Raw genomic sequence first — 21,690 nt, 5'->3', positions numbered from 1 at the left:
CTCAGGCCTCGTCGGAGGACTCGGTGGAACGACGGCGTACGACCAGGGCGAGGCCGCCCGCTACGACGAGCACGACCACGGTGCCGATCACGCCGGCGAGGCCGCCGGAGAGCCGGGCGTCGTCGACGCCCTTGGTGCCGTAGTCGGCCAGCGGGCCGTCAGCGGCGCCGTGCTCCGAGGCGCTGTCGAGGAAACCGGTCTTGCCGGCGACGTACTCGAGGCCGTCGGGGTGGGCGGAGGCGTAGTAGGAGACCACGCCGGCCAGGAGCAGCGCGACGACGGCGATGCCGACGGCGACCCACTTGAACGGGACCGTGCGCTTCGACGTCGTGCTCATGCCACCGACTCCTTGGGCTTGATGACCAGGTCGCGCTCGGCGATCACGTCTCGCGCGGCGTAGACGAGGTCGGGGCGTACGGACAGGATCGCGCCGACCGCGAGGAACGTGATCGCGCCCTCACCGAGGCCGATCACCGTGTGCCAGCCGAGCATCGCGGTGGCCAGCGTGGTCAGCGAGATGTCGGCGGTGCCACCGACGGCGTAGAGCGCGGTGAAGACCAGCGCCGCCGCGGGGACGGAGAGGAAGGCACCGATCGCCGCCGCGGGGGCGACCAGGCCGACCCGCTTCGGCAGCACCTTGATCAGCACCCGGCTCACCAGCCAGCCGACGACCACGGTGGTGACGGCCATGAGCAGGATGTTGGTGCCGAGCGCGGTGATGCCACCGTCGGCGAAGAGCAGGGACTGCACGATCAGCACGACCGAGACGCACAGCACCCCGGTCCACGGCCCGACCAGCACCGCGGCCAGGGCGCCGCCCATCAGGTGACCGCTCGTGCCGGCTCCGACGGGGAAGTTGAGCATCTGGGTCGCGAAGACGAACGCGGCGACGAGGCCGGCCAGCGGGGCGGTCTTGTCGTCGAGCTCGCGGCGCGCGCCGCGCAGCGCGACGCCTACCGCGACGACAGCGACTGCACCGGTGGCGATCGACGTGGGAGCGTCGAGGAAGCCGTCGGGGACGTGCATGGTCACCTCTTTGATCTGCGTATGGGGGGCTAACGCGAATTTATCGCAATAGCGTCGTCGGCGCACTGTCCGGTCAGGCAGGGAGATAAAGACTTGACAGATGTCAATCGACGCCAAATGAGTACTTCTCAAGTCATGACTGCCCGCGTACCGTCGACAGCATGAGCAGCGCCACCGACATCGTCATCTGCGAGCCCCTCCGCACCCCGGTCGGCCGCTTCCTCGGCGCCCTGGCGCCGCTGACCGCGACCGACCTCGCCACGGCGGTGTTGCGCGAGCTCGTCGAGCGCACCGGCCTGCAGGAGGGCGACGTCGACGACGTCATCCTCGGCAACGGCTACGCGAGCGGCGAGAACCCTGCGATCGGCCGCATCGCGGCCCTCGACGCCGGGCTCGGCAACGGCGTCCCCGGCCTCCAGATCGACCGTCGCTGTGGCTCCGGGCTTCAGTCGGTCCTGTACGCCGCGGGCTCGGTCGCCACGGGCGCCGCGAGCCTCGTCATCGCCGGCGGCGCGGAGTCGATGTCCAACGTCGAGCACTACGCGCTCGGGCTCCGCGGCGGGGTGAAGCAGGGCGGTATCGAGCTGCTCGACCGCCTCGACCGGGCTCGCGAGACCGCGGGCGGCAAGGACCACCCGATCCCCGGCGGCATGATCGAGACCGCCGAGAACCTGCGCCGTGAGTACGGCATCTCCCGCGAGGAGCAGGACGAGCTCGCGCTCCGCTCCAACCAGCGCGCCGTCGCCGCCCACGAGGCCGGCAAGTTCGCCGACGAGCTGGTCCCGGTGACCGTCCCCGGCGGCCGTCGCAAGCCCGACGTCGTCGTCGACCGCGACGAGCACCCGCGTGCCGACATCTCCCTGGAGAAGCTCGCCTCGCTGCGCCCGATCCGGCTGAAGGTCGACGAGGAGTCGACGGTCACGGCGGGCAACGCCTCCGGCCAGAACGACGGTGCCGCGATGTGCGTCGTGACCACCCGCGCCGAGGCGGAGAAGCGGGGCCTGACTCCCCTGCTGGCGCTCAAGTCGTGGGCCGTCTCCGGCTGCGAGCCCGAGCGGATGGGCATCGGTCCCGTCCTCTCCAGCAAGGCCGCACTGTCCCGGGCCGGGCTCACCCTCGACGAGATCGACCTGATCGAGCTCAACGAGGCGTTCGCCGCCCAGGTCCTCGCCGTCCTGCGCGAGTGGAAGGTCGACGCCACCGACCAGCGGCTCAACCCCAACGGCTCGGGCATCTCGCTCGGCCACCCGATCGGCGCCACCGGCGCCCGGATCCTCGCCACGGCCGCCCGCGAGGCGCAGCGACGCGAGGCCCGGTACGTCCTGGAGACGATGTGCATCGGTGGCGGGCAGGGGCTCGCGGCCGTGTTCGAGTCGGTGCGCTGAGGCGTACGCCCCCTTCATTTCAGTAGAGCCTTCGAGAGAGCAGAGAAGACATGGGTCTGGACAAGGTGGTCGGGTCGGCCGCGGAAGCGGTTGCCGACATTCACAGCGGGGCCAGTCTGGCCGTGGGCGGCTTCGGCCTGGTGGGAATCCCGTGGTTCCTGATCGATGCCCTGCGTGAGCTGGGCGCGGACGACCTGATGGTCGTCTCCAACAACTGCGGCGTCGACGGTGCCGGGCTCGGGCTGCTGCTCGACGACCACCGCATCTCCCGCGTGATCGCGAGCTACATCGGCGAGAACAAGGAGTTCGGCCGCCAGTACCTGGCCGGCGAGATCACCCTCGAGCTCACCCCGCAGGGCACGCTCGCCGAGCGGATGCGCGCTGGCGGCAGCGGGATCGGGGCGTTCTACACCCCGACCGGCGTCGGCACGATGGTCTCCGACGGCGGCCTGCCCTACCGCTACAACCCCGACGGCACGATCGCCGAGGCCTCAGAGCCGAAGGAGGTGCGGGAGTTCCACGGCAAGCAGATGGTGCTCGAGGAGGGCATCATCACCGACTTCGCGCTGGTCCGGGCGACCCGCGTCGACCGAGCCGGCAACGCCCAGTTCAACGCCTCCACGCGCAACTTCAACGTGCCCGCCGCGATGGCCGGCCGGATCACGATCGTCGAGGCCGAGGAGGTCGTCGAGGTCGGTGAGATCGCCCCGGCCGACGTCCACCTTCCGGGGATCTTCGTGAAGCGGATCCTCGCGCTGACGCCCGAGCAGGCAGCGCGCAAGGACATCGAGAAGCGTACGACGCGCGGCGAGCGCCCCACCGACACCACATCGAGCAAGGAGGCCTGAGCCATGGCTTGGGACCGCAACCAGATGGCCGCGCGCGCCGCGCAGGAACTGCAGGACGGCGACTACGTCAACCTCGGGATCGGCCTGCCGACCCTGATCCCCGACTACATCCCGGAGACCTCTACGGTCGTGCTGCACGCCGAGAACGGCATCCTCGGCGTCGGCCCGTTCCCCTACGAGGACGAGGTCGACCCGGACCTGATCAACGCCGGCAAGCAGACCGTCACCGTGCTCGCGGGGGCCTCCTACTTCGACTCCGCGACCTCGTTCGCGATGATCCGCGGTGGCCACATCGACGTCGCCGTCCTGGGTGCGATGCAGGTCTCGGCCAACGGTGACATCGCCAACTGGATGGTGCCCGGCCAGATGGTCAAGGGCATGGGCGGCGCGATGGACCTCGTCTCCGGCGCCGGGCGGGTGATCGTGCTGATGGAGCACGTCACCAAGAGGGGCGCCCCCAAGCTACTGGAGGCCTGCGACCTGCCGCTGACCGGTCGCGGGATCGTGAAGCGGGTCATCACCGACCTGGGGGTTCTCGACGTCGCCGGCGAAGCGTTCGAGCTCGTCGAGCTGGCTCCCGGGGTGACGTACGACGAGGTCGTGGCGGCCACGGGCGCGCCGGTCGTCGACAAGACCGTCTCCGTGACTGCTTAGTCTCACTATTCAGAACCGGGAACCTGCGACGTAACTCGCGTTTGCACTCCGTCGTTCGAGGTGTGATACCCACCACACCTCTGGAGTGAGTCGTGAAACTCGGCAGACTGGCATTCCTCTTCCCGTTCCTCGCCCTCGTCACGACCTTCCTCCCACCGGCGCTCGCCCCGAGCGCCGCCACGGCCGCGCCTGCGGTGGCTGCTCACGGGCCGCAGGCGCGGGCCGGTGCCTGGAAGCCGAGGCCGGCGACGTACGGCGTGGTGGTCGAGAAGGACGTCCAGCTCACGATGTCCGACGGGGTCGTGCTGCGCGCCGACATCCATCGGCCGGCGAAGGCCGACGGCACCGCGGCGCCGGGCCGGTTCCCGGTAATCCTGACGCAGAACCCCTACAACAAGAACGTCGTCGGGGGCGGCGGTGACTACTTCGTCGAGCGGGGCTATGTCTGGGTCCAGACTGACGTACGCGGCACCGGCTCCTCCGCCGGCCAGTGGGACGCGTTCGGGGACCGCGAGCAGAAGGACGGCCTCGAGGTCGCCAACTGGGCGACCTCGTCCAAGCGGGCGTGGAGCAACGGCGAGCTCGGCCTGTGGGGCCCGTCCTACATGGCGATCAACCAGTTCTTCACCGCCGCTCAGCACCCGCGCGGGCTGAAGGCGATGTTCCCGATCGTGCCGGCCGGCGACGTCTACCGCGACGTCGTCGCCTCCGGCGGCCAGATCGACGCCGGGTTCATCCCGCTGTGGTTCGGGCTGGTCACGGGCTCCGGACTCGTGCCGCCGGCCGTCAACTCGACCCGCCCCGAGGCCACCCTCACCACGCTGCTGCAGCATGTCGGCGGCGCGCTCGGGTTCCAGGTGCCGATGCTCGCCAGCGCGCTGCTCGGCACCGACGCCGGCTACGACGGCCCGTTCTACCGGAAGCGGTCACCGTTGAGCGTGGTCGACGAGATCGACGTACCGACGTTCGTGACGGCCGGGCAGTACGACATCTTCCAGCGCGGCGCCCCGATGCTCTTCGACCGGATGCAGCAGAACGGGGTGGACACCAAGCTGCTCATCGGGCCGTGGACGCACGCCGAGGCGTCGATGGGCGCCGGCCTGGAGGGCAGCGGGATCAACAGCCTCGATGAGATGGCGCTGCGGTGGTTCGACACACACCTCAAGGGTCTGCCCGACTCCACCCTCGACCGCGACGTCGCCCCGGTGACCTACCACGAGATCGGGTCCGGGAAGTGGCGCACGATGCAGTCGTGGCTCGGGAGCGAGGTCCGCGCGAAGACGTACGCCCTCGGGTCGGCCCTGAAGCCCGTCGGCGGCGACACCATCGTGCCGCTGCCGGTGCAGGGGCTGTGCTCGCGCAGCACCGCGCAGTGGACCGCCGGCGCCCTCGCGATCCCCGGCTGCGAGACCGACAACCGCATCAACGACGCGCTCGGGGTCTCCTACGAGACCGCGCCGGCGACCTCGGACCTGGCGTTCTCCGGCCCGCTCAACGCCGACCTGTCCGTCTCCACGACCGGCACCGACGGCCTGATCTCGGTCTCGGTCGAGGACGTCGCGCCCGACGGTTCCGTCGACCGCATCACCGGCGGCTGGCAGACGCTGCGCCACCGTGCCGTCACGCCGTCGAAGTCGCGGACGCTGAACGGTCAGGTCGTCCAGCCATGGCACCCCTTCACCCGTACGGCTGAACAGGCGGTCACGCCCGGCAAGATCTACCGCGTGCCCGTCGAGGTCTTCCCGACCGGCGCGGTGATCGAGAAGGGCCACCGCCTCCGGGTCACCGTCCACTCCTACGACGTCCCGCACCTGCTGCCCAACGTGAAACAGCTGGTCCGCGGCGTCGCCGGCGTGGTGACCGTGCACCACACGACGACGAACCCCTCGACGCTGATCCTCCCGGTCCGGAGGTAGCGCCGAGGGGTCAGCCCCTGGGGTCGAGCCGTCAGAGCCTGGCGGCTTCGTCGTCCGGCACGCGCTCGGAGGCCTTCGGGCCCCGGGCGCGTCCCGCGTCCACGAGCAGGTACGCCGCAACGGCGGCGCCCGCGGCCAACGCGATCGCCGCCGAGGCGTAGGCGGCGTCGTAGCCGACGGTCGTGACCAGGCCGGCCGCGATCAGGGTGCCGAGGAACCCGCCCACCTGCTGGGTGGTGGTCGTCAGGCCGGAGCCGATCCCGGCGTACTCCGGCGCCAGCGCACCCATCGCCAACGCCGTCACCTGCGGCATCGCGAGACCGAAGCCGATGCCCATCACGACCGCGCCGGGGAGGACGTCGAGCGGGAAGCTGCCGGCCTCGGGCAGGCGCACGAGGTAGACCATCCCGGCGACGAAGGCGAGCACACCGACGAACAGGATGCGCTCGGAGCCGAAGCGCTCGGCCAGCGCGGCACTGAAGCCGAGGCTCGCGACCGCGATCACCACGCTGACCGGCAGGAACCCCAGGCCGGTCGCGAGCGCTCCGAAGCCGAGGACATCCTGCAGGTAGAGCGTCGTGACGAACTGGAAGGTGAACCCGCCGAAGGTCAGGGTCAGCAGGATCAGGTTCGCGAGCGCGAACCGGTGCTGGGCGAACAGGCCGCGCGGGAGCAGGCCGCCCTTGGCGCCGGTCGGCGGCGTACCCTCCACCGCGCGGAGCGCGACGACCAGGGCGACGATCCCGAACGGCACGTTGATCAGGAAGGCCCAGCGCCAGGAGGCGACGTCGGTGAGTACGCCACCCAGGACCGTCCCCACCGATGCACCGATCGAGCCGACGAAGGCGAGCACCGCGAAGGCGCGGAGACGCTCGCCGGTCTCGGTGTAGAGGCCGGCGATCATGCCGAGCACCACGGCCGAGGCGATGCCGCCGCCGACCCCTTGGACGAATCGCGCGACCACCAGGGAGATCGGGTCCCAGGCGAGACCGCACCATGCCGAGGCGAGCGTGAAGATGCTCAGCCCGGTGAGAAAGACGCGGCGGGTGCCGAACGCGTCGCCGGCCCGGCCCGCCGGGAGCAGGACGAGCGCGAAGGCGAGCAGGAAGCCGTTCACGACCCAGGACAGCGAGGTGTCGCCGAAGCCCAGGTCGTCGCGGATTGCCGGAAGGGCGACGGTCACGACCGTGCCGTCGAGGATCACCATCAGCTGAGTGGCTGCGAGGGTCGCGAGCGCGACTGTCTTGGTCGTCATAGATACGACCATAGAAGATTGTTTCTTATGAAACAATCTATTTTGGGATATTCGGTTGTGGGCCTATCTCTCAGCGAGCCGAGGCAGGAGCACGACGCCGCAGCGTCATCGTGTGCGACGGCGTCGCCCACGGCCCGTCGACGAGGTGCTGCAGCGCCTCGATGAACGCCTCACCCTCGCTCGGCGCCAGACCCTCGAGTGCCTGGGCGACGGTCGCGTTGTAGGCCTTCGAGGCCTCTTCGAGCGCCTTCGCCCCGGCGGGGGTGAGCGCGACGATGCGGGCACGACGGTCGGTGCTCGAGACCCGCCGCTCAGCGAGCCCGCGGCGCTCGAGGTTGTCGAGGGTCGTGACCATCGTCGTCTTGTCCAGCATCGCCATCTCGGCCACGGCGTTCTGGGTGTACTCCCCCTCGGCGGCCTTCATCAGCACGCAGTACTCCCGCACCGAGAGCTCCAGGTCGGCCAGCGCCTCGCCGACCTGGGCCGCGAAGGCGTGGGCGGACTGGTTGAGCAGGAACAGCAGGTCGATACGCGGTCCGGTCATGAACTAGATCGTAACGAACCATCCGATACCGAACTATCTTCTGGCCAACTATCTAACGCCCCAACGCCGAGAAGTCAGTTTTTGACGTCGAGAAGTCAGGATTCCTGACTTCTCGACGTCAAAAGTCGACGCTTCGGCGTCGAGAACTGACGCTTCGGCGAGTGGTCAGAGGTACTGGGCGAGGTCCGCCTGGATCTCCTCGGGCGCCACCGGCGGCTCGTAGCGCTTGATGACCTCGCCCTCACGCCCGACGAGGAACTTGGTGAAGTTCCACTTGACGTCACCCGGCTCGGTCGCGGGCGTCAGCTCCTTGACCGCCTCGTAGAACGACCCCAGGTGCGGGCCCCAGTCGCCGGGCGCCTCGGCACGCAGGAAGTCGTAGAGCGGCGCGGCGTTCTCGCCGTTGACGTCGACCTTGGAGAGAACCGGGAAGGTCACGTCGTACGTCGTCTTGCAGAACTCCTGGATCTCCTCGTCGGTGCCGGGCTCCTGGCCGAGGAACTGGTTGGTCGGGAACCCGAGGACCTCGACGCCGGAGTCCTTGGTGGCCCGGTAGAGCGCCTCCAGGCCCTCGTACTGCGACGTCAGACCGCACTTGCTGGCTACGTTGACGATCAGCAGCAGCTTGCCCTTGTAGTCGCTGAGCGAGACGGGGCTGCCATCCGCGGCGGTCGCTTCGAAATCGTACGTGGTGGTCACAGGTCTCTCCTCGATCGAGTTGTGGTGCAGGGGGACAACCTTGCCCGGCTCGAGGTTATGCCCCGCGCTGATGCGGCACCGACGAGGCCTCCTCGGCCAGGCGCCGGTCACGCACGACCGTCATGATCGCGGCCGACATCCACTCCAGCGCCTCGGGCATCTCGAAGGCGATCTCCTCGAGCAGCGTCGGCATGTCGTGGCGACCCACCGAGAGGAGCATCTCGCTGAGCGAGCCGTCGGGCGTGGTCACCATGAACCGGAACTCGATCGCCTCGGGGGTCACCGTCGCCGCGCACCGGCTGGTCTCGAACGTCCACGGCGCACGGCGGGCACTGCCGTGGGCACCGGGAGTCGTCATGACCGCGCATCCTATTCAGGTTGCCCCCTCGACCGCACCCCTTTCGCGCCTCGGCTCAGCCCACGAACAGTGATTCGAATCTCGTCACCAGACACACCGCACCGACGCGCGCTCAGCAGCCCGGGGACAGGTACGTTCGTCCGCGGTCATTCAGCGGGGGAACACTGGAGAGGGACACAACTTCACATGATGGGCGGGCATCACGCGGCCTCCGGGGCTGCCGCGTGGATCGCAGTGACATCGTCGGCACCGATCGCGTTCGGGTGGTATCCCGACGTCTCGGACATCGGCGTGATGACCGGCACCCTGGTGTGCGCCGGCGCCGCGCTGCTTCCGGACGCGGACCACCACAACGGCACGATCGCCAACTCGCTGCCACCGGTCTCCGAGGGCTTGACCAGGATCGTCGGGAAGGTCTCCGGCGGCCACCGCAACGGCACCCACTCGATCCTCGGCGTGCTCGCCTTCACCGCCCTCGCCTGGGGCGCGGGGAAGCTCTCGCTCGAGACCGAGCACTTCGGCAGCGTCCTGATCGGCCCGGGCATCATGTGCATCCTTCTGGTCGCCTTCGCGATGGACGCGCTGAAGCTCACCCGCAAGGGCGTCCACTGGCCATGGATCCCGGCGGTGACGCTGGCAGCGGTGATCGCCGTCTTCGCGCCCGAGGAATGGTGGTGGATGCCGTTCTCCGTGGCCCTCGGCTGCGTCGTGCACCTGATCGGCGACTTCGTGACCACGATGGGGATCCCGCTGTTCTGGCCGATCGCGCCGAAGCCGCCGAGGTGGGTCCGGCGCAACAAGTGGCTCCCGTTCGACAACATGTGGACCAGGGGCGGCAACTTCGCCCTCCCGATCCTCGGCGACGCCGGCTCCATCCGGGAGTGGGTCGTGATGACCCCGATCACCCTCTACGCGATCCTCGGCTTCAGCTGGGCGCTGCTGAGCCAGATGGGCTTCGACGTCGACAGCCGCTGGGAAGCCCTGGTCTCGAGCCTCAGCGCCCTCGTCTGAGCGACAGCGACTGCTCGCCGTCGGTCAGCTCTCGACGGACCGCCGGCGCCCGCCCAGCGGGCGGACCAGGAACATCCCGGCCAGCAGCCCGAGACCGGCGAGCAGCGCGGCGACGGCGAGTACCCCGCTCAGGACGACCTTCGTCTGGATGCCGTGGTGCTCCTCGCCGACGTCGTCGGAGACGATCAGGGTCATCGCCACGATGGTGTCCTTGAGAAGCTGGATGAAGCGGGTCATGTCCTCGGACCAGACCTGTGCGGCCGGTCGCCCCGGAGCGTACGACCCCAGGTCCCGGACCGCGCCTGCGAGGGAGCCGTCGTTGATGACCTGGACGACCGCGTTCTGCGACACCAGGCCACGAGACCCGTCGGCGAAGGTGCCGTCCGAGATCTTGTCCAGCGCCTTCTGGGTGGCCTTCGGGGCGTCGCCGTAGAACGAACGTGAGGTGAGCTGCCAGGACGTACGCGCCTCGCTCATCGCCTCCATCGACTCCTCGTCGATCTTCCCGGTCATGAGCGCGGGCACCATCACCGTGCGCTCGATCCCCAGCGACTCCGACGCCGACCTGACGTACTTGAGGTTGGTGACCTGCTTGTAGATGTTCTCGTTGCGGATGTTGGGCATCTCGGTCGCGAAGTCGAGCAGCTCGTAGGCGGTGTCGGTGTAGGCGGCGACCGCCGCCTCCGTGCTCGCCTTGTCGCCGTCCTCGAGGTCGGCGCGGTAGGCGTCGATGCTCTTGAGGACCGTGTAGGTGCGCTCGACCCGTTCCCGCAGCGTCGGGGTGTCGGCGAGGTCGACCTTGGTGATGTCGTCGTGCCACGCCGCGATCGAGTCGTCGGTCACCTGGCGATAGGCCTGCCGGACCGCGGCGGGCACCTGGTCCGAGCCCAGCGCGTCGCGCTCGAAGATGAGGTCCATCCCGAGCTCGTAGCTCTCCGGGAGCGCTCCGGCGATCGTCATCGCGCGGCTGGAGACGGTGCGCTCCTCGAGCGCGTCGGCGAAGGTCAGCCCGCCCAGGACCAGGGCGACCACCACCGGGACCAGGAGCCCGCCGAGCACCCGGGAGCGGAGGAACCTCGGCTTCGGGGCCGCATGAGACCGAGGCGTACGCTGCGCCGACTCGACGACGCCGGCCACCGCCGTCACCGACGAGACCGACGAGACCGACGAGACCGAGGGGGCTGAGGAGGACGAGGCAGACGAAGGTGATGAGAGCGCCAGCGGCTTGGGCCCGGCGGCCAGCTCGCGGCTGCCGACCGGGATGGCGGGGACGAGCTCGGGCCGACGCGCGAAGGCGACGACCTCACCCGCGGTGGGGCGCCGGGAGGGGTCCTTGTCCATCATCGACGCCACGAACTCGTCGACGTGGGACGGCACGGTGACCACGTCGTTGACGTGCGGGACCGGCGCGGTCACGTGCTGGTAGATCATCGAGACCGGCTCGGAACCGGCGTACGGAGCGCGCCCGGTGAGCAGCTCGAAGTACACGCAGCCCAGAGCGTAGATGTCGCTGGGCGGGCCGACGACGTTGTCGGCAGCCTGCTCGGGCGAGATGTAGGGCAGGCTCCCCATCACGTGGCGAGTCGAGGTGAGCCGCTCGGCCTGGTGGTTGGCCAGCTGGGCGATGCCGAAGTCGAGCACCCGGATCCGGCCGTCCCCGTCGTAGACGAGGTTCGACGGCTTGATGTCGCGGTGGATGATCCCGGAGGCGTGGACCGCGGTGAGCGTACGCGCGACCTGGACCATCGCCTCGCTCGCCTCCTCGACGGTGAACCGCCCCTGCTTCTCGAGGCGGTCGGCCAGCGTCGGGCCGGGAAGCAGCTCCATGACGAGGTAGACGAAGCTGCCGTACTCGGTCTGCTCGACGCCGACGTCGTGCACCTGCACCGTGCCGGGGTGGCTGGCCGCCGTCGTCGAGAGCGCCTCACGCCGGAAGCGCTCGGTCACCTTCGGGTCGGCGGAGGTCTCCACCACCTTCACCGCGACCCAGCGTTCGAGCCTGATGTCGGCCGCCTGCCAGACCTCGCCCATCCCGCCGCGGCCAAGCAGTCGGTGCAGGCGATACCGGCCTGCGATCGGGGGGCGCGTTCGCATGCGCATATGGTGTCGGACTCACACCCCGCGCGTCTTGTGTACGCACCGATGAAGTCGGCCGATCTTTGCTATTGTTGCCGGTTTACGCATCAACTGACCGTCCTCGTGCGCGAAGCAGGGCGACGCCTAGCGCCGCGAACACCGCCAGCGCGATGCCGGTGAAGACTCCCCAGGCGATCGTCCGAGCCTGGGCGTCCCTGTGCTCGCGCTCGATGTCGTCGGCGAGCCGGCTGGCGGCGTCGACGACGACCTCCTTGAGATCCTGGACGTAGCCGGCCGCATCGGCGAGCCAGAGCTGGTCCACGGACCTGCCGTCGGCGCTGTCCTCCAGCTGCCTGACGACGTCCTCGACGTCCCGGGCGTTGAGCACCCGGATGACCGCACGCTGCGACGAGACTGCGTAGGACCCGAACTCGAACGAGCGGCCCGAGATCCTGTCGAGCCGCTGCCGCGTCACCGGGTCAGCGCGCGCATAGAACGACTCCGAATGGGTCGCCCAGGAGTCCTGGGCCGCGTTGAGATCGGCGATGCCCTGGTCGCTGATCCGCTCGTTCCGCAAGGCATTGGCCATGATCCTCCGTTCGAATCCGAGGACCTCGGAGACGGATCCGATCAGCTCCAGGTTCCGCGCCTGCTTGGCCAGCTCCTGATCGCGGAACGAGGGCAGCTCGGCGGCGAGGTCGAAGAGCCCGTTGACCGCGTTGGTGTACAGCTCGACGGCCACCAGCTTGCCGGACCGGTTCCCCGCCCGAGCGGCGGTGCGGATATCCGAGAGCCGCTCGAGGGCGGCCGCCGACCTCTCCGTACGACGCCGCAGACCCGGATCGCCGGAGGTGTCCAGGTCGTCCACCTCGGCGGTCCAGGCCTCGATGGACCTGTCGGTGATCTGGAGGAAGTCCTCGGTCAGCGCGGCATCGGTCCGGAGCGCGTCGCGCTCGATCGAGAGATCGAAGGCGAGCTGGAAGCTGGTCGGCAAGATGTCGGCCAGCGGCGCGGCGCTCCCGACGTCCGCCATCGTGTCGGCGGCCCGGAGCGTGCCCCAGCCGCCGAGGACCAGCCCCGGCAGGACCAGCACCATCAGCACACCCAACAGCGTGGGCGAGAGGCGCGGACCGCGGATGGCGGTCGGACGCACGATCCGCTTCGGCGGCGCGGCGACGCCGCTCTCGAGCACCGCCGCCACGTCCTCGGCCCGGGGACGCTTGGCCGGGTCCGGGTCGAGCATGGCGGTCGCGATCCCGTCGAGGTGGCCGGGCACGGTCACCAGGGTGCCGACCCGTTCAGGCTCGACCCCGGCGTACGGCGGACGCCCGGCGAGCAGCTCGAAGAACACGGCACCGAGGGAGTAGATGTCGCTCGCCGGGCCCGTCCTCCGGCGATCGATCTGCTCGGGGGACATGTACGGCAGGCCCTCCCCGCCGCGAGGTGCGGGCGCACCGACCAGGGCGATCCGGCCGTCGGGGGCGTACCCGATGGTGGCCGGTCTGATGTCTCCGTGCACCTGCCCGGCGGCATGGCCCGAGGCGAGGATCCGCGCGGCCTGCGCGACGATGCTCGAGGCCTCATCCGGGGAGAACAGGTCCTGCTGGACAAGCCGGCCGGCGACATTCTGACCGTTCAGAGCGGGTCCGCCCTGTCCGGTCAGATGGTTCAAATGCTGGCGACCGGCGCGTGGGGGACGGATACGCATGGGTCCATAGTCCCTGTCGAGCACCCGTGACGCCCCGGCCTGAGCCGAGAGTTTTCCTGGACTTGGCCAAGAGTTCGACTCCCCCGCGAGCTAGCCCGGCCGAAGCCGGATCCCGTACTGCTGCACCTTTCGGTAGACGGTCGCGCGCGACATCCCCAGCTCCGCGGCCGCTTCCTGCATCGTGATCCCCGGACGGGTCAGGACGCGGACGATCTCGCCCCGCTCGAAGGCGTCGATCCGGGACAACGGCCGCCTGGTGTCGGAGAGCACGTCGGCGGGAAGGTGGCGCAGGTCGATCTGGTCACCGGCGCTCACGGCCCGCTGGACGACATGGACGAGCTCGGCGACGTTGCCCGGCCAGCCGTGGTCGTGCAGCGCCCGCTCCGCGGCCGGGGTCAGCGCGATCTCCCGGCCCCGCACCCGCAGCCCCACCCGATGCGCCAGCGGCAGTACGTCCTCGGGCCGCTCTCGCAGCGGCGGGACCTCGACCACGGTGTCGACGAGGTCGGCCAGGGCCGCCGGGATGCCGTCGAAGGTGTCGGCCGTCATCGCGAACGGCACGGCGGCGACCGCCCCGGGCGCCGCTTCGACGAGGAGCGTGTGCAGCCGCTCGGCCACCCAGGCCGGAAGCATGTTCACGTCGCGTACGACCACCGCGGTGTCCTCCTTGGCGAGCTCCGGCGTCCACAGCGACAGCCAGGCCTCGGCGTCGGCGGGCTGCGGAGCGGAGGCGGCCAGGATCCGGTCGCGGGGCCGCAGGTCACGGAACGCCTGGGCGACCAGGGTCGTACGCCCCACCCCCGGCTCCCCGACCACGGCGACCCTGCGGCCGACCCGGAGCGCGTCACGCACGCTGCCCAGCGCCTCGCGCCAGCCGGAGGAGAGATCGCGGACGCTGCCGGCGCCGGGCTCCAGCCGGGGCGCCTCGACCCGGAACACCTCGCCGCGGGGAGCCGGTCGCGGGAAGCGGCCGTGGGCGCGGGCGAGCATGAGCGATGCGGTGTTGCTGGCCGCCGACTGGGCCAGGGCAAGCAGCAGGTCGTGGGACGACTCCGACCAGGTGGTCAGGTTGACGCTGCCTTCCAGGCGCCCGCTGAGCGGGTCGATCACCGGCGCGGCGGCACAGGTGTAGCTGCAGAGCGAGAGCGAGTAGTGCTCCTCGGCACGCACCACGGTCGGTGTCCGGTCGGCCAGCGCGAGACCGAGGCCGTTGGTGCCCGCCGCACGCTCGGCGTAGCTGAATCCCGGCGCCAGGTGGACGGCGTCGAGGTCCCGGAGCAGCTGCTGGTCGCCGCTGAGCCGGTTGAGCACCAGACCGCCCGGGTCGGTGAGCATCAGGCTGACCGGCTCGCCGACGAGTGTCCGGTGGAGGTCGTCGAGCACCTCCTGGCCACACTGGAAGAAGAGCGACTCCTGGTCGTAGGCACCGGAGAAGACCGGGTCGACCTCCTCGACGGAGACGCCGTACTCCTGGCTGCGCTGCCAGGAGGCGCGGACCCGGGGCGCCAGTGCCGAGGCGTCGACGGCCGCGGTGCGCTGCGCGATCGGGTGGCGGCCTGTCATGTGATCGACGTTACATCCGCCGCCCGGCGCGGGCAGCCCGGCAGCGTCTCAGATTGAGACGGTCGAGGTCTCACATTGAGACGCCGCACCCCTGATCTGCGCGCCGCCGCCGCCCTAGCGTCCTGTGACGAAAGCCACAGAACGGAGGACCCGATGTACACCAAGGACAACGAGTCGTACTTCATCGTCGACGCCCACGTCGCGCTCTGGGACGCCCGTCCGGAGAACCAGCGCAACATCCACGGCAAGCAGTTCATCGACTGCTTCTACGACTACCACCGCAACCTCTCCCCCGAGTCGGAGCACTGGTCCTACGAGGACTACCTCTACCAGGGCGGCGAGCGGCTGATGCACGACCTGTTCGAGGTCGGCTACGTCGACCACGCCGTCTTCCAGCCGGCCCACCTGGGCGAGTTCTACAGGAACGGGTTCGGGCAGACCGAGGAAGCCTCGCAGCTGGCCTCGAAGCACCCCGACAAGCTGACGTACAACCATCACTTCGACCCGCGCAACGGCGAGGCCGGCCTCGAACAGCTCCACGCCGACGCCGAGCGGTTCGGGCTCAAGGGCGTCAAGCTCTACACCGCCGAGTGGCACGGGGAGTCGCGCGGCTGGAAGCTGACCGACCCGTGGGCCTACCGCTACTTCGAGGCCTGCCGCGAGCTCGGGATCACCAACATCCACATCCACAAGGGCCCGACGATCCGGCCGCTGGACCGCGATGCCTTCGACGTCGCCGACATCGACCACGTCGCCAGCGACTTCACCGACCTGAACTTCGTCGTCGAGCACGTCGGCCTGCCACGGCTGGAGGACTTCTGCTGGATCGCCACCCAGGAGCCCAACGTGCACGGCGGCCTGGCCGTCGCGATGCCGTTCATCCACACCCGGCCGCGCTACTTCGCCCAGATCCTCGGGGAGCTCGTCTACTGGATCGGCGAGGACCGCATCCAGTTCTCCTCCGACTACGCGATCTGGACGCCGAAGTGGCTGATCGAGCGGTTCGTCGACTTCCAGATCCCGGAGGACATGACCGAGTACGCCCCGCTCACCGTCGCGCAGAAGAAGAAGATCCTGGGCCTCAACGCCGCCAAGATGTACGACCTCGAGGTGCCGGCCGAGCTGCGGCTGCCCGAGGCGGACGAGACCGTGACGGGTCCCCGTGAGCCCGAGCGGGCCGACCTCGCGGCGGTGTGACATGGCCTTGCTGACCTGCGAGAACACCCTCGAAGCCCAGGCGTACGCCGCGCTCCACGCCGTCGTCGACCCCGAGCTCGACGAGCCCATCACCGACCTGGGCTTCGTCCGGTCGTTGACCGTCTCGTCGACCGCCCCTGTCCGGGTCGAGGTCCACCTGCGGCTGCCGACGTCGTTCTGCTCGCCCAACTTCGCCTACCTGATGGCGAGCGACGCGAAGGACGCGCTGACCGCGCTGCCGTGGACCGATCACGTGGTCGTCGAGCTCGACGACCACCACGACTCCGACCTGATCAACGCCGGGCTGGCGGCAGATGCGGGCTACCTCGGCACGTTCCGCCACGAGGCCGAGTCGTCCCTGGACGAGCTGCGGACCACGTTCCACCGCAAGGCCCACACGGCGGCGCTCGAGCGTTGCCTGACCCGGCTGCTGCGGGAGCAGCCCGACCTGGCCGAGGACGCCGTGGGCGAGGTCCGCCTCGGGGACCTCCCCGACGAGGAGTTCACCGCCTCGCTCCGGCGGCGCCGGGCGGTCCTCGGGCTGCCCGACCTGCCGGAGGCGTACGTCCTGGTCGACCACGACGGCGAGCGACCCGGCGACGTCCCGTTGGCCCTGCGGAGGGCGCGCTCGACCCGGATCTCGATCGACGGGAACGCGCACTTCTGCCGCGGCCTGCTGGCGACGCGCTACGGCGACGAGGTCACCACGCCCGCCTTCGTACCCCTGACCGACCTGCACCGAGAAGGAGCATCATCATGAGCACCATGCGAGCCGTCCAGGTGGTCGGCTACCACCAGCCGCTGGCGATGGCCGAGGTCCCCGTCCCGGAGCCGACCGGCCCGTTCGACGTGGTCGTCAGGATCGGCGGCGCCGGGGTGTGCCGCACCGACCTGCACATCCTGGAGGGGCAGTGGGCGGAGAAGTCCGGCGTCACACTGCCCTACACGATCGGCCACGAGAACGCCGGCTGGGTGCACGCCGTGGGTGACGCCGTCACCCACGTCGCCGAGGGCGACAAGGTGATCCTGCACCCGCTGATCACCTGCGGGCTGTGCCGGGCCTGCCGCTCGGGCGACGACGTGCACTGCGAGCTCAACCAGTTCCCCGGCATCGACACCAACGGCGGCTACGCGGAGTACCTGAAGACATCCGCGCGCTCGGTGGTGAAGATCGACGACTCCCTGGAGCCGGCCGATGTGGCCGCTCTGGCCGACGCCGGCCTGACCGCCTACCACGCGGCGGCCAAGGCTGCCCGGCGGCTGACCCCGCGCGACAGGTGCGTGGTCATCGGTGCCGGCGGGCTCGGGCACATCGGCATCCAGGTCCTCAAGGCGCTCAGCCCCGCCGAGCTGATCGTCGTCGACCGCAACCCGGACGCCGTGAATCTGGCCCTGTCGATCGGAGCCGATCACGGCGTCGTCGCCGACGGGTCCCAGGTCGACCAGGTCCTGGACCTGACCGGCGGCCACGGCGCCGAGGTCCTCGTCGACTTCGTCGGTGAGGGCGGCGCGACCGCCGAAGGGGTCCGGATGCTTCGCCGTGCGGGCGACTACCACGTCGTCGGCTACGGCGAGAACATCGATGTGCCGACCATCGACATCATCTCGACCGAGATCAACTTCATCGGCAACCTGGTCGGGTCCTACAACGACCTCTGCGACCTGATGGCGCTCGCTGCCCGTGGGGCCGTCACGCTGCACACCCAGAAGTACGCCCTCGACGATTTCCAGAACGCCATCTCCGACCTCGACGCCGGCCGGGTCCGCGGCCGCGCGATCCTCGTGCCCTGAGGAGGTGAGGACATGAAGAAGCTCCTCGGAATCGGCATCTCGGTCGGCGTGCTCGCGGGCATCTGGACCCAGGTGAGCATCGAGCTCGCGCTCATCACCTGGGTCGGGTTCGTCGCCTGGGCCTGCTACTTCGCCGCCGGCGGTGGCCGCGAAGGCTTCCTGAAGGGCCTGGCGGCGAACCTCGCCGGCGCACTGTGGGGGTACGGCGCGAGCCTGGTCCTGACGTACGCCACCTTCACCGGCGCGGTGGCCCTGGTGGTCACGGTCGTCGCGTTCGTCCTGTGCCTGCAGGCGGCGGTGGACCTGCTGTCGTTCATTCCCGGCGCCTTCGCCGGGACCGCGGTCCTGTTCGGCACCTCCTTCGACCTCGGCGGCACGCTCATCGCGCTGGTGGTCGGGGCCGGCCTAGGCTGGCTCTCCGACATCGCCGGACAGCGGATCCATGCTGCGGTCGAGCGGTCCGGTCAACCGATCCCATCCACACCGAGGAGAGCCCGATGATCTTCATCGCCGCCCGCTTCCGCATCAAGCCGGAGTACGCCGAGGACTGGCCCGCCATCTCCGGCCCGTTCACCGAGGCCACCCGGGCCGAGCCCGGCAACCTCTGGTTCGACTGGTCCCGCAGCCTCGAGGACCCGAACGAGTACGTCCTGCTCGAGGCCTTCGCCGACGACGACGCCGGCGCCGCCCACGTCACCTCGGCCCACTTCAAGCAGGCCCAGGCCGACCTCCCGCGCCATCTCGCCGAGACGCCGCGGATCGTCAACGCCAACGTGCCCGGTCAGGAGTGGTCCGAGCTCGGCGAGCTCGCGGTCACCGACTGACGGCCGACCCGGCGCCCCCGGTAGGCGAGGCAGGCGACGGCCAGCGCGACGCCCCACAGCGGCCACAACAGCTCCGGTGCCCAGGCCGCCCAGTCCGAGGTGGCGCCGGGGACGGCCCAGAGGTCACCGGCGAGCACCATCCGCCAGAAGGACAGCCCCGCGGACGTGACCGCGGCGGCGACCAGGATGCCGGGCACCAGCGCCATCGCCACCGGAACCGGGCGGCCGCCGAAGCCCGGCACCCAGGCCCAGAAGACCTCGCCCCAGCGGGCGACCAGCCCCCAGGTCAGCACGGCCCCGAGGACCGCGAAGAGCGCCAGACCGAGGCCGGCCCATCTCGCCGAGACGAGCTCGTCGAGCATCTCCTGCCTGATCCCGAGCGGCACGCCCACCGCCCAGCCGATCCGGGTGACGGCGTAGAGGAGCGGGACGACGACCGCGACCGCGACGGCGGGGCGCGCCCAGCGCGCCCAGCGGCTCCAGTCGATCCGGCCGTCCGGCTCGGCTCGCTCGAGCAGGCCCACCCTGGCGACCACCGTCGCCAGCCCGCCGGCCGCGAGCGCGAGCGCCGTGCCCGACTCGACGGTGACGTCCCAGCTCGCTGCTCGAGAACGAGCCGGACGCGGACGCCGGCGCACTCTCCGACCAGATGACCGTACGTCTCCTGCGCGCCTTCGGGATGGGCAAGCAGGACGCGGCGGACCTGTGCTCGCGGCCGCTGCCGCCGCAGCCCGAGCTCTGAGAACGATCGCAGGCCCGCTCCGGTCGGAGCGGGCCTGCGGGTTGTCCCGGCTCAGCCGGGCTGACGACGACGCGTCACATGCTGCGCGGGCCGGTGGCCTCGTCGCGCTCCTTCGCGGTCATGCTGCGCGACTTCAGCAGGCTCAGGATCGTGGTGATGGCCAGGATGCCGATGATCACGCTGAGGGAGACCTCGATGGAGACCTCCGGAGCCCACTCGACATGGTGGCCACCGTTGATGAAGGGCAGCTCGTTCTCGTGCAGGGCGTGGAAGACGAGCTTGAGGCCGATGAACCCGAGCAGGATCGCCAGGCCGTAGGAGAGGTAGACCAGCCGCTCGAGCAGACCACCGATGAGGAAGTAGAGCTGCCGCAGACCCATCAGCGCGAAGATGTTGGCGGTCAGGACCAGGTAGGCCTCGTTGGTCAACCCGTAGATCGCCGGGATCGAGTCCAGCGCGAACAGCAGGTCGGTCGTACCGAGGGCGCAGATGACCACGAACATCGGGGTCGCCACCCGCTTGCCGTTCTCACGGATGAACATCTTCGCGCTGTCGCCCCACTGCGAGGTCAACGGGATGTGCCGCTCGAGGAACTTCACCACGGCGGGCTCCTCGTACTCGTCCTCGTCCTCGCCACCCTCCATGGCCAGCTTGACCGCGGTGTAGATCAAGAACGCACCGAACAGGTAGAAGACCCAGCTGAAGTTCTCGATCGCGGCCGCACCCACAGCGATGAAGATGCCGCGGAAGACCAGCGCCAAGATGATGCCGATCAGCAGCGCCTTCTGCTGGAACTGCCTCGGCACCGCGAACTTCGACATGATGATGATGAAGATGAACAGGTTGTCGACCGAGAGCGAGTACTCGGTCACCCAGCCCGCGAAGAACTGCGTGCCGAACTCATGGCCCGCGAACACATAGACCCCGATGCCGAACAGGATCGCCAGGCCGATGTAGACGCTCAGCGCGACGATCAGCTCCCGACGCGAGGGCTCGTGCGGTCGTCGGCCGATGACGAGTACGTCGAAGAGCAGCACGGCACTGGCGATGCCGATGGTCAACCACCAGATGAGCGGGGAGACGTCCACGAAGGGACTCCTTAGATCGTGAGGCAGAGCGGTTCTTTGGGAAGATTAGGCGACCGACGTCGAAGCTTCGAAGTCGTAGCGGCCGCACGGTCCGTCGACGGCGTCGGCGACAGAGCCCGAATCGGCGGTCGGCAACCCACCAACCCGCGTTGTATAACAAGTGCTTAACTAGTCTAACAAGTAGCACTCCTGGCTCTCCACATGATCCCAGTTACGGACGAGCAGATGAGTCGGCGATCACAGGGTGGATGACTGGACCTCAACTGGACTTGATGTTTTAGCGTCACTGCCAACAGAGAGAGGAGGGGGTGTGAGCGACACACTCACCGACCAGTTCAAGGCCGGCTTCCGTCGATATCCCACCGGCGTGGCGATCGTCGTCGCCTCGACCGAGACGGGCCCCGTGGGCGCGACGGTGTCGAGCGTGGCCTCGGTCAGCGCCAACCCGCCGATGCTGTCCTTCTCGGTCTCCCGGTCCGGCCGGTCCGGGCCGGCACTCACCGGGAGCGACCGCCTCACGGTGCACGTCCTGACCGAGACACAGGCCGATGTGGCCGCCGCCTTCGCCGACCGGACCGCGCCACGATTCACGGTCGCACAGGGCTGGACGCTTCCGCACGGGGAGCCGCCGGTCCTGGAGGACGCCGCAGCGAGCATCTCCGGGCGCGTGGCGCGCGTCATCCCCGCCGGCGAGGCGTGGCTGGTGCTGCTCGAGGTCGACTCGGTCAGCCTCGGCGAGTCCACGGACCCGCTCCTTCACCACGACCGGCGCTACTGGTCGCTCGGCGCGTCCGTCAGCACCCTCCCGCTCGATCGCGTCCTGCCCGAGAAGGCTTCCTGACCGTCGACCTCGACGGTCTTTCCACCACACCACCGAGAGGAACCATCCATGCGTCTGTTCGCTCCCACGATCGAGGTCTCGGCCCACTGCGACCTGCCCTGCGGCGTCTACGACCCCGCCCAGGCCCGCATCGAGGCCGAGTCCGTCAAGGCCGTCATCGCCAA

At 69.7% G+C, this 21,690-nt stretch carries 23 protein-coding genes; 12 read left to right on the top strand and 11 right to left on the bottom strand.

The features are described 5' to 3' along the window. Nucleotide 1: 1 nt before the first annotated feature. The gene (locus ABZ796_RS25510) at nt 2-337 is read right to left on the bottom strand and encodes a PDGLE domain-containing protein (protein ID WP_357340789.1); all 336 of its coding nucleotides are present in this window, start codon (nt 335-337) and stop codon (nt 2-4) included. Then, nucleotides 334-1,026 (bottom strand): energy-coupling factor ABC transporter permease, encoded by a 693-nt coding sequence (locus tag ABZ796_RS25505; protein WP_357340788.1) that lies wholly within the window; start codon nt 1,024-1,026, stop codon nt 334-336. The genes ABZ796_RS25510 and ABZ796_RS25505 overlap by 4 nt, the downstream gene beginning before the upstream one ends. A gap of 161 nt (nt 1,027-1,187) precedes the next feature. On the opposite strand from ABZ796_RS25505, the gene ABZ796_RS25500 reads away from it, so the two are divergent. From ABZ796_RS25500 to ABZ796_RS25485, 4 genes are all read left to right on the top strand, one after another. After that, the gene (locus ABZ796_RS25500) at nt 1,188-2,411 is read left to right on the top strand and encodes an acetyl-CoA C-acetyltransferase (protein ID WP_357340787.1); all 1,224 of its coding nucleotides are present in this window, start codon (nt 1,188-1,190) and stop codon (nt 2,409-2,411) included. A 50-nt stretch (nt 2,412-2,461) separates the two neighbouring features. Then, the gene (locus tag ABZ796_RS25495; protein ID WP_357340786.1) at nt 2,462-3,259 is read left to right on the top strand and encodes a CoA transferase subunit A; all 798 of its coding nucleotides are present in this window, start codon (nt 2,462-2,464) and stop codon (nt 3,257-3,259) included. A gap of 3 nt (nt 3,260-3,262) precedes the next feature. Beyond that, nucleotides 3,263-3,913, top strand: coding sequence for a CoA transferase subunit B (locus tag ABZ796_RS25490; RefSeq protein ID WP_357340784.1), 651 nt, complete (start codon nt 3,263-3,265; stop codon nt 3,911-3,913). 92 nt (nt 3,914-4,005) lie between these two features. Beyond that, nucleotides 4,006-5,829, top strand: coding sequence for a CocE/NonD family hydrolase (locus tag ABZ796_RS25485; RefSeq protein ID WP_357340782.1), 1,824 nt, complete (start codon nt 4,006-4,008; stop codon nt 5,827-5,829). Nucleotides 5,830-5,860: 31 nt separating this feature from the next. Here the strand turns inward: ABZ796_RS25485 and ABZ796_RS25480 are convergent, their stop codons facing one another. The 4 genes from ABZ796_RS25480 to ABZ796_RS25465 all read right to left on the bottom strand — a co-directional run bounded on the left by ABZ796_RS25480 (nt 5,861) and on the right by ABZ796_RS25465 (nt 8,685). After that, a complete protein-coding gene (locus ABZ796_RS25480) occupies nt 5,861-7,084 on the bottom strand; it encodes an MFS transporter (protein WP_357340780.1) in 1,224 nt (407 codons plus the stop codon). A 70-nt stretch (nt 7,085-7,154) separates the two neighbouring features. Further along, nucleotides 7,155-7,628 carry a MarR family transcriptional regulator gene (locus ABZ796_RS25475; RefSeq protein ID WP_357340779.1) on the bottom strand — a complete coding sequence of 158 codons (474 nt, stop codon included), beginning with the start codon at nt 7,626-7,628 and terminating at the stop codon, nt 7,155-7,157. A gap of 165 nt (nt 7,629-7,793) precedes the next feature. Next, the gene (locus ABZ796_RS25470) at nt 7,794-8,327 is read right to left on the bottom strand and encodes a glutathione peroxidase (protein WP_357340778.1); all 534 of its coding nucleotides are present in this window, start codon (nt 8,325-8,327) and stop codon (nt 7,794-7,796) included. A 55-nt stretch (nt 8,328-8,382) separates the two neighbouring features. Beyond that, on the bottom strand, nt 8,383-8,685 hold the full coding sequence (locus ABZ796_RS25465; protein ID WP_357340776.1) for a hypothetical protein: 303 nt from the start codon (nt 8,683-8,685) through the stop codon (nt 8,383-8,385). A 186-nt stretch (nt 8,686-8,871) separates the two neighbouring features. Here ABZ796_RS25465 and ABZ796_RS25460 point away from each other — a divergent pair, with 186 nt between their 5' ends. Next, nucleotides 8,872-9,696, top strand: coding sequence for a metal-dependent hydrolase (locus ABZ796_RS25460; protein WP_357340774.1), 825 nt, complete (start codon nt 8,872-8,874; stop codon nt 9,694-9,696). Nucleotides 9,697-9,720: 24 nt separating this feature from the next. On the opposite strand, the gene ABZ796_RS25455 is transcribed toward ABZ796_RS25460, so the two are convergent. From ABZ796_RS25455 to ABZ796_RS25445, 3 genes are all read right to left on the bottom strand, one after another. Then, complete coding sequence (locus ABZ796_RS25455) at nt 9,721-11,790, bottom strand: protein kinase (protein WP_357340773.1); 2,070 nt, start codon at nt 11,788-11,790, stop codon at nt 9,721-9,723. Between the two features lie 82 nt (nt 11,791-11,872). Beyond that, nucleotides 11,873-13,480 carry a nitrate- and nitrite sensing domain-containing protein gene (locus ABZ796_RS25450; protein ID WP_357340771.1) on the bottom strand — a complete coding sequence of 536 codons (1,608 nt, stop codon included), beginning with the start codon at nt 13,478-13,480 and terminating at the stop codon, nt 11,873-11,875. 90 nt (nt 13,481-13,570) lie between these two features. Continuing rightward, entirely contained in the window at nt 13,571-15,043 is a 1,473-nt protein-coding gene (locus ABZ796_RS25445; protein WP_357340769.1) for a GAF domain-containing protein, read from the bottom strand. Nucleotides 15,044-15,196: 153 nt separating this feature from the next. Between ABZ796_RS25445 and ABZ796_RS25440 the strand changes: the two genes are divergently transcribed. From ABZ796_RS25440 to ABZ796_RS25420, 5 genes are read left to right on the top strand one after another with little or no spacing between them, the layout of a single operon-like run. Continuing rightward, nucleotides 15,197-16,240, top strand: a complete 1,044-nt coding sequence (locus tag ABZ796_RS25440) for an amidohydrolase family protein (RefSeq protein WP_357340767.1) — start codon at nt 15,197-15,199, stop codon at nt 16,238-16,240. 1 nt (nt 16,241) lies between these two features. Next, nucleotides 16,242-17,000, top strand: a complete 759-nt coding sequence (locus ABZ796_RS25435; RefSeq protein WP_357340765.1) for an iron-sulfur cluster assembly protein — start codon at nt 16,242-16,244, stop codon at nt 16,998-17,000. Further along, nucleotides 16,997-18,031: an NAD(P)-dependent alcohol dehydrogenase gene (locus ABZ796_RS25430; protein ID WP_357340764.1), complete on the top strand. Its 1,035-nt coding sequence runs from the start codon at nt 16,997-16,999 to the stop codon at nt 18,029-18,031. The genes ABZ796_RS25435 and ABZ796_RS25430 overlap by 4 nt, the downstream gene beginning before the upstream one ends. A gap of 12 nt (nt 18,032-18,043) precedes the next feature. Then, nucleotides 18,044-18,532: a DUF1097 domain-containing protein gene (locus tag ABZ796_RS25425; protein ID WP_357340762.1), complete on the top strand. Its 489-nt coding sequence runs from the start codon at nt 18,044-18,046 to the stop codon at nt 18,530-18,532. Beyond that, entirely contained in the window at nt 18,529-18,855 is a 327-nt protein-coding gene (locus ABZ796_RS25420; RefSeq protein ID WP_357340761.1) for a putative quinol monooxygenase, read from the top strand. Before ABZ796_RS25425 ends, ABZ796_RS25420 begins: the two co-directional genes overlap by 4 nt. Here ABZ796_RS25420 and ABZ796_RS25415 read toward each other — a convergent pair. Together ABZ796_RS25415 and ABZ796_RS25410 are read right to left on the bottom strand one after the other, a co-directional pair. Next, nucleotides 18,813-19,493 carry a hypothetical protein gene (locus tag ABZ796_RS25415; RefSeq protein ID WP_357340760.1) on the bottom strand — a complete coding sequence of 227 codons (681 nt, stop codon included), beginning with the start codon at nt 19,491-19,493 and terminating at the stop codon, nt 18,813-18,815. The two genes, ABZ796_RS25420 and ABZ796_RS25415, sit on opposite strands and share 43 nt — an antisense overlap. 178 nt (nt 19,494-19,671) lie before the next feature. Then, nucleotides 19,672-20,685, bottom strand: coding sequence for a TerC family protein (locus ABZ796_RS25410; RefSeq protein WP_357340759.1), 1,014 nt, complete (start codon nt 20,683-20,685; stop codon nt 19,672-19,674). Nucleotides 20,686-20,995: 310 nt separating this feature from the next. Here ABZ796_RS25410 and ABZ796_RS25405 point away from each other — a divergent pair, with 310 nt between their 5' ends. Both ABZ796_RS25405 and ABZ796_RS25400 read left to right on the top strand, forming a co-directional pair. Next, nucleotides 20,996-21,526: a flavin reductase family protein gene (locus ABZ796_RS25405; RefSeq protein WP_357340757.1), complete on the top strand. Its 531-nt coding sequence runs from the start codon at nt 20,996-20,998 to the stop codon at nt 21,524-21,526. A 48-nt stretch (nt 21,527-21,574) separates the two neighbouring features. Further along, nucleotides 21,575-21,690 (top strand): superoxide dismutase [Ni] (locus ABZ796_RS25400; protein WP_357340800.1); only part of this gene is annotated, 116 nt, incomplete at its 3' end.

It is taken from the genome of Nocardioides sp. NPDC047086, from assembly GCF_040643685.1.
GTDB lineage: Bacteria > Actinomycetota > Actinomycetes > Propionibacteriales > Nocardioidaceae > Nocardioides.
The sequence above is the reverse complement of the archived record's forward strand: the minus strand, read 5'-3'. Positions and strand labels throughout refer to the sequence as shown.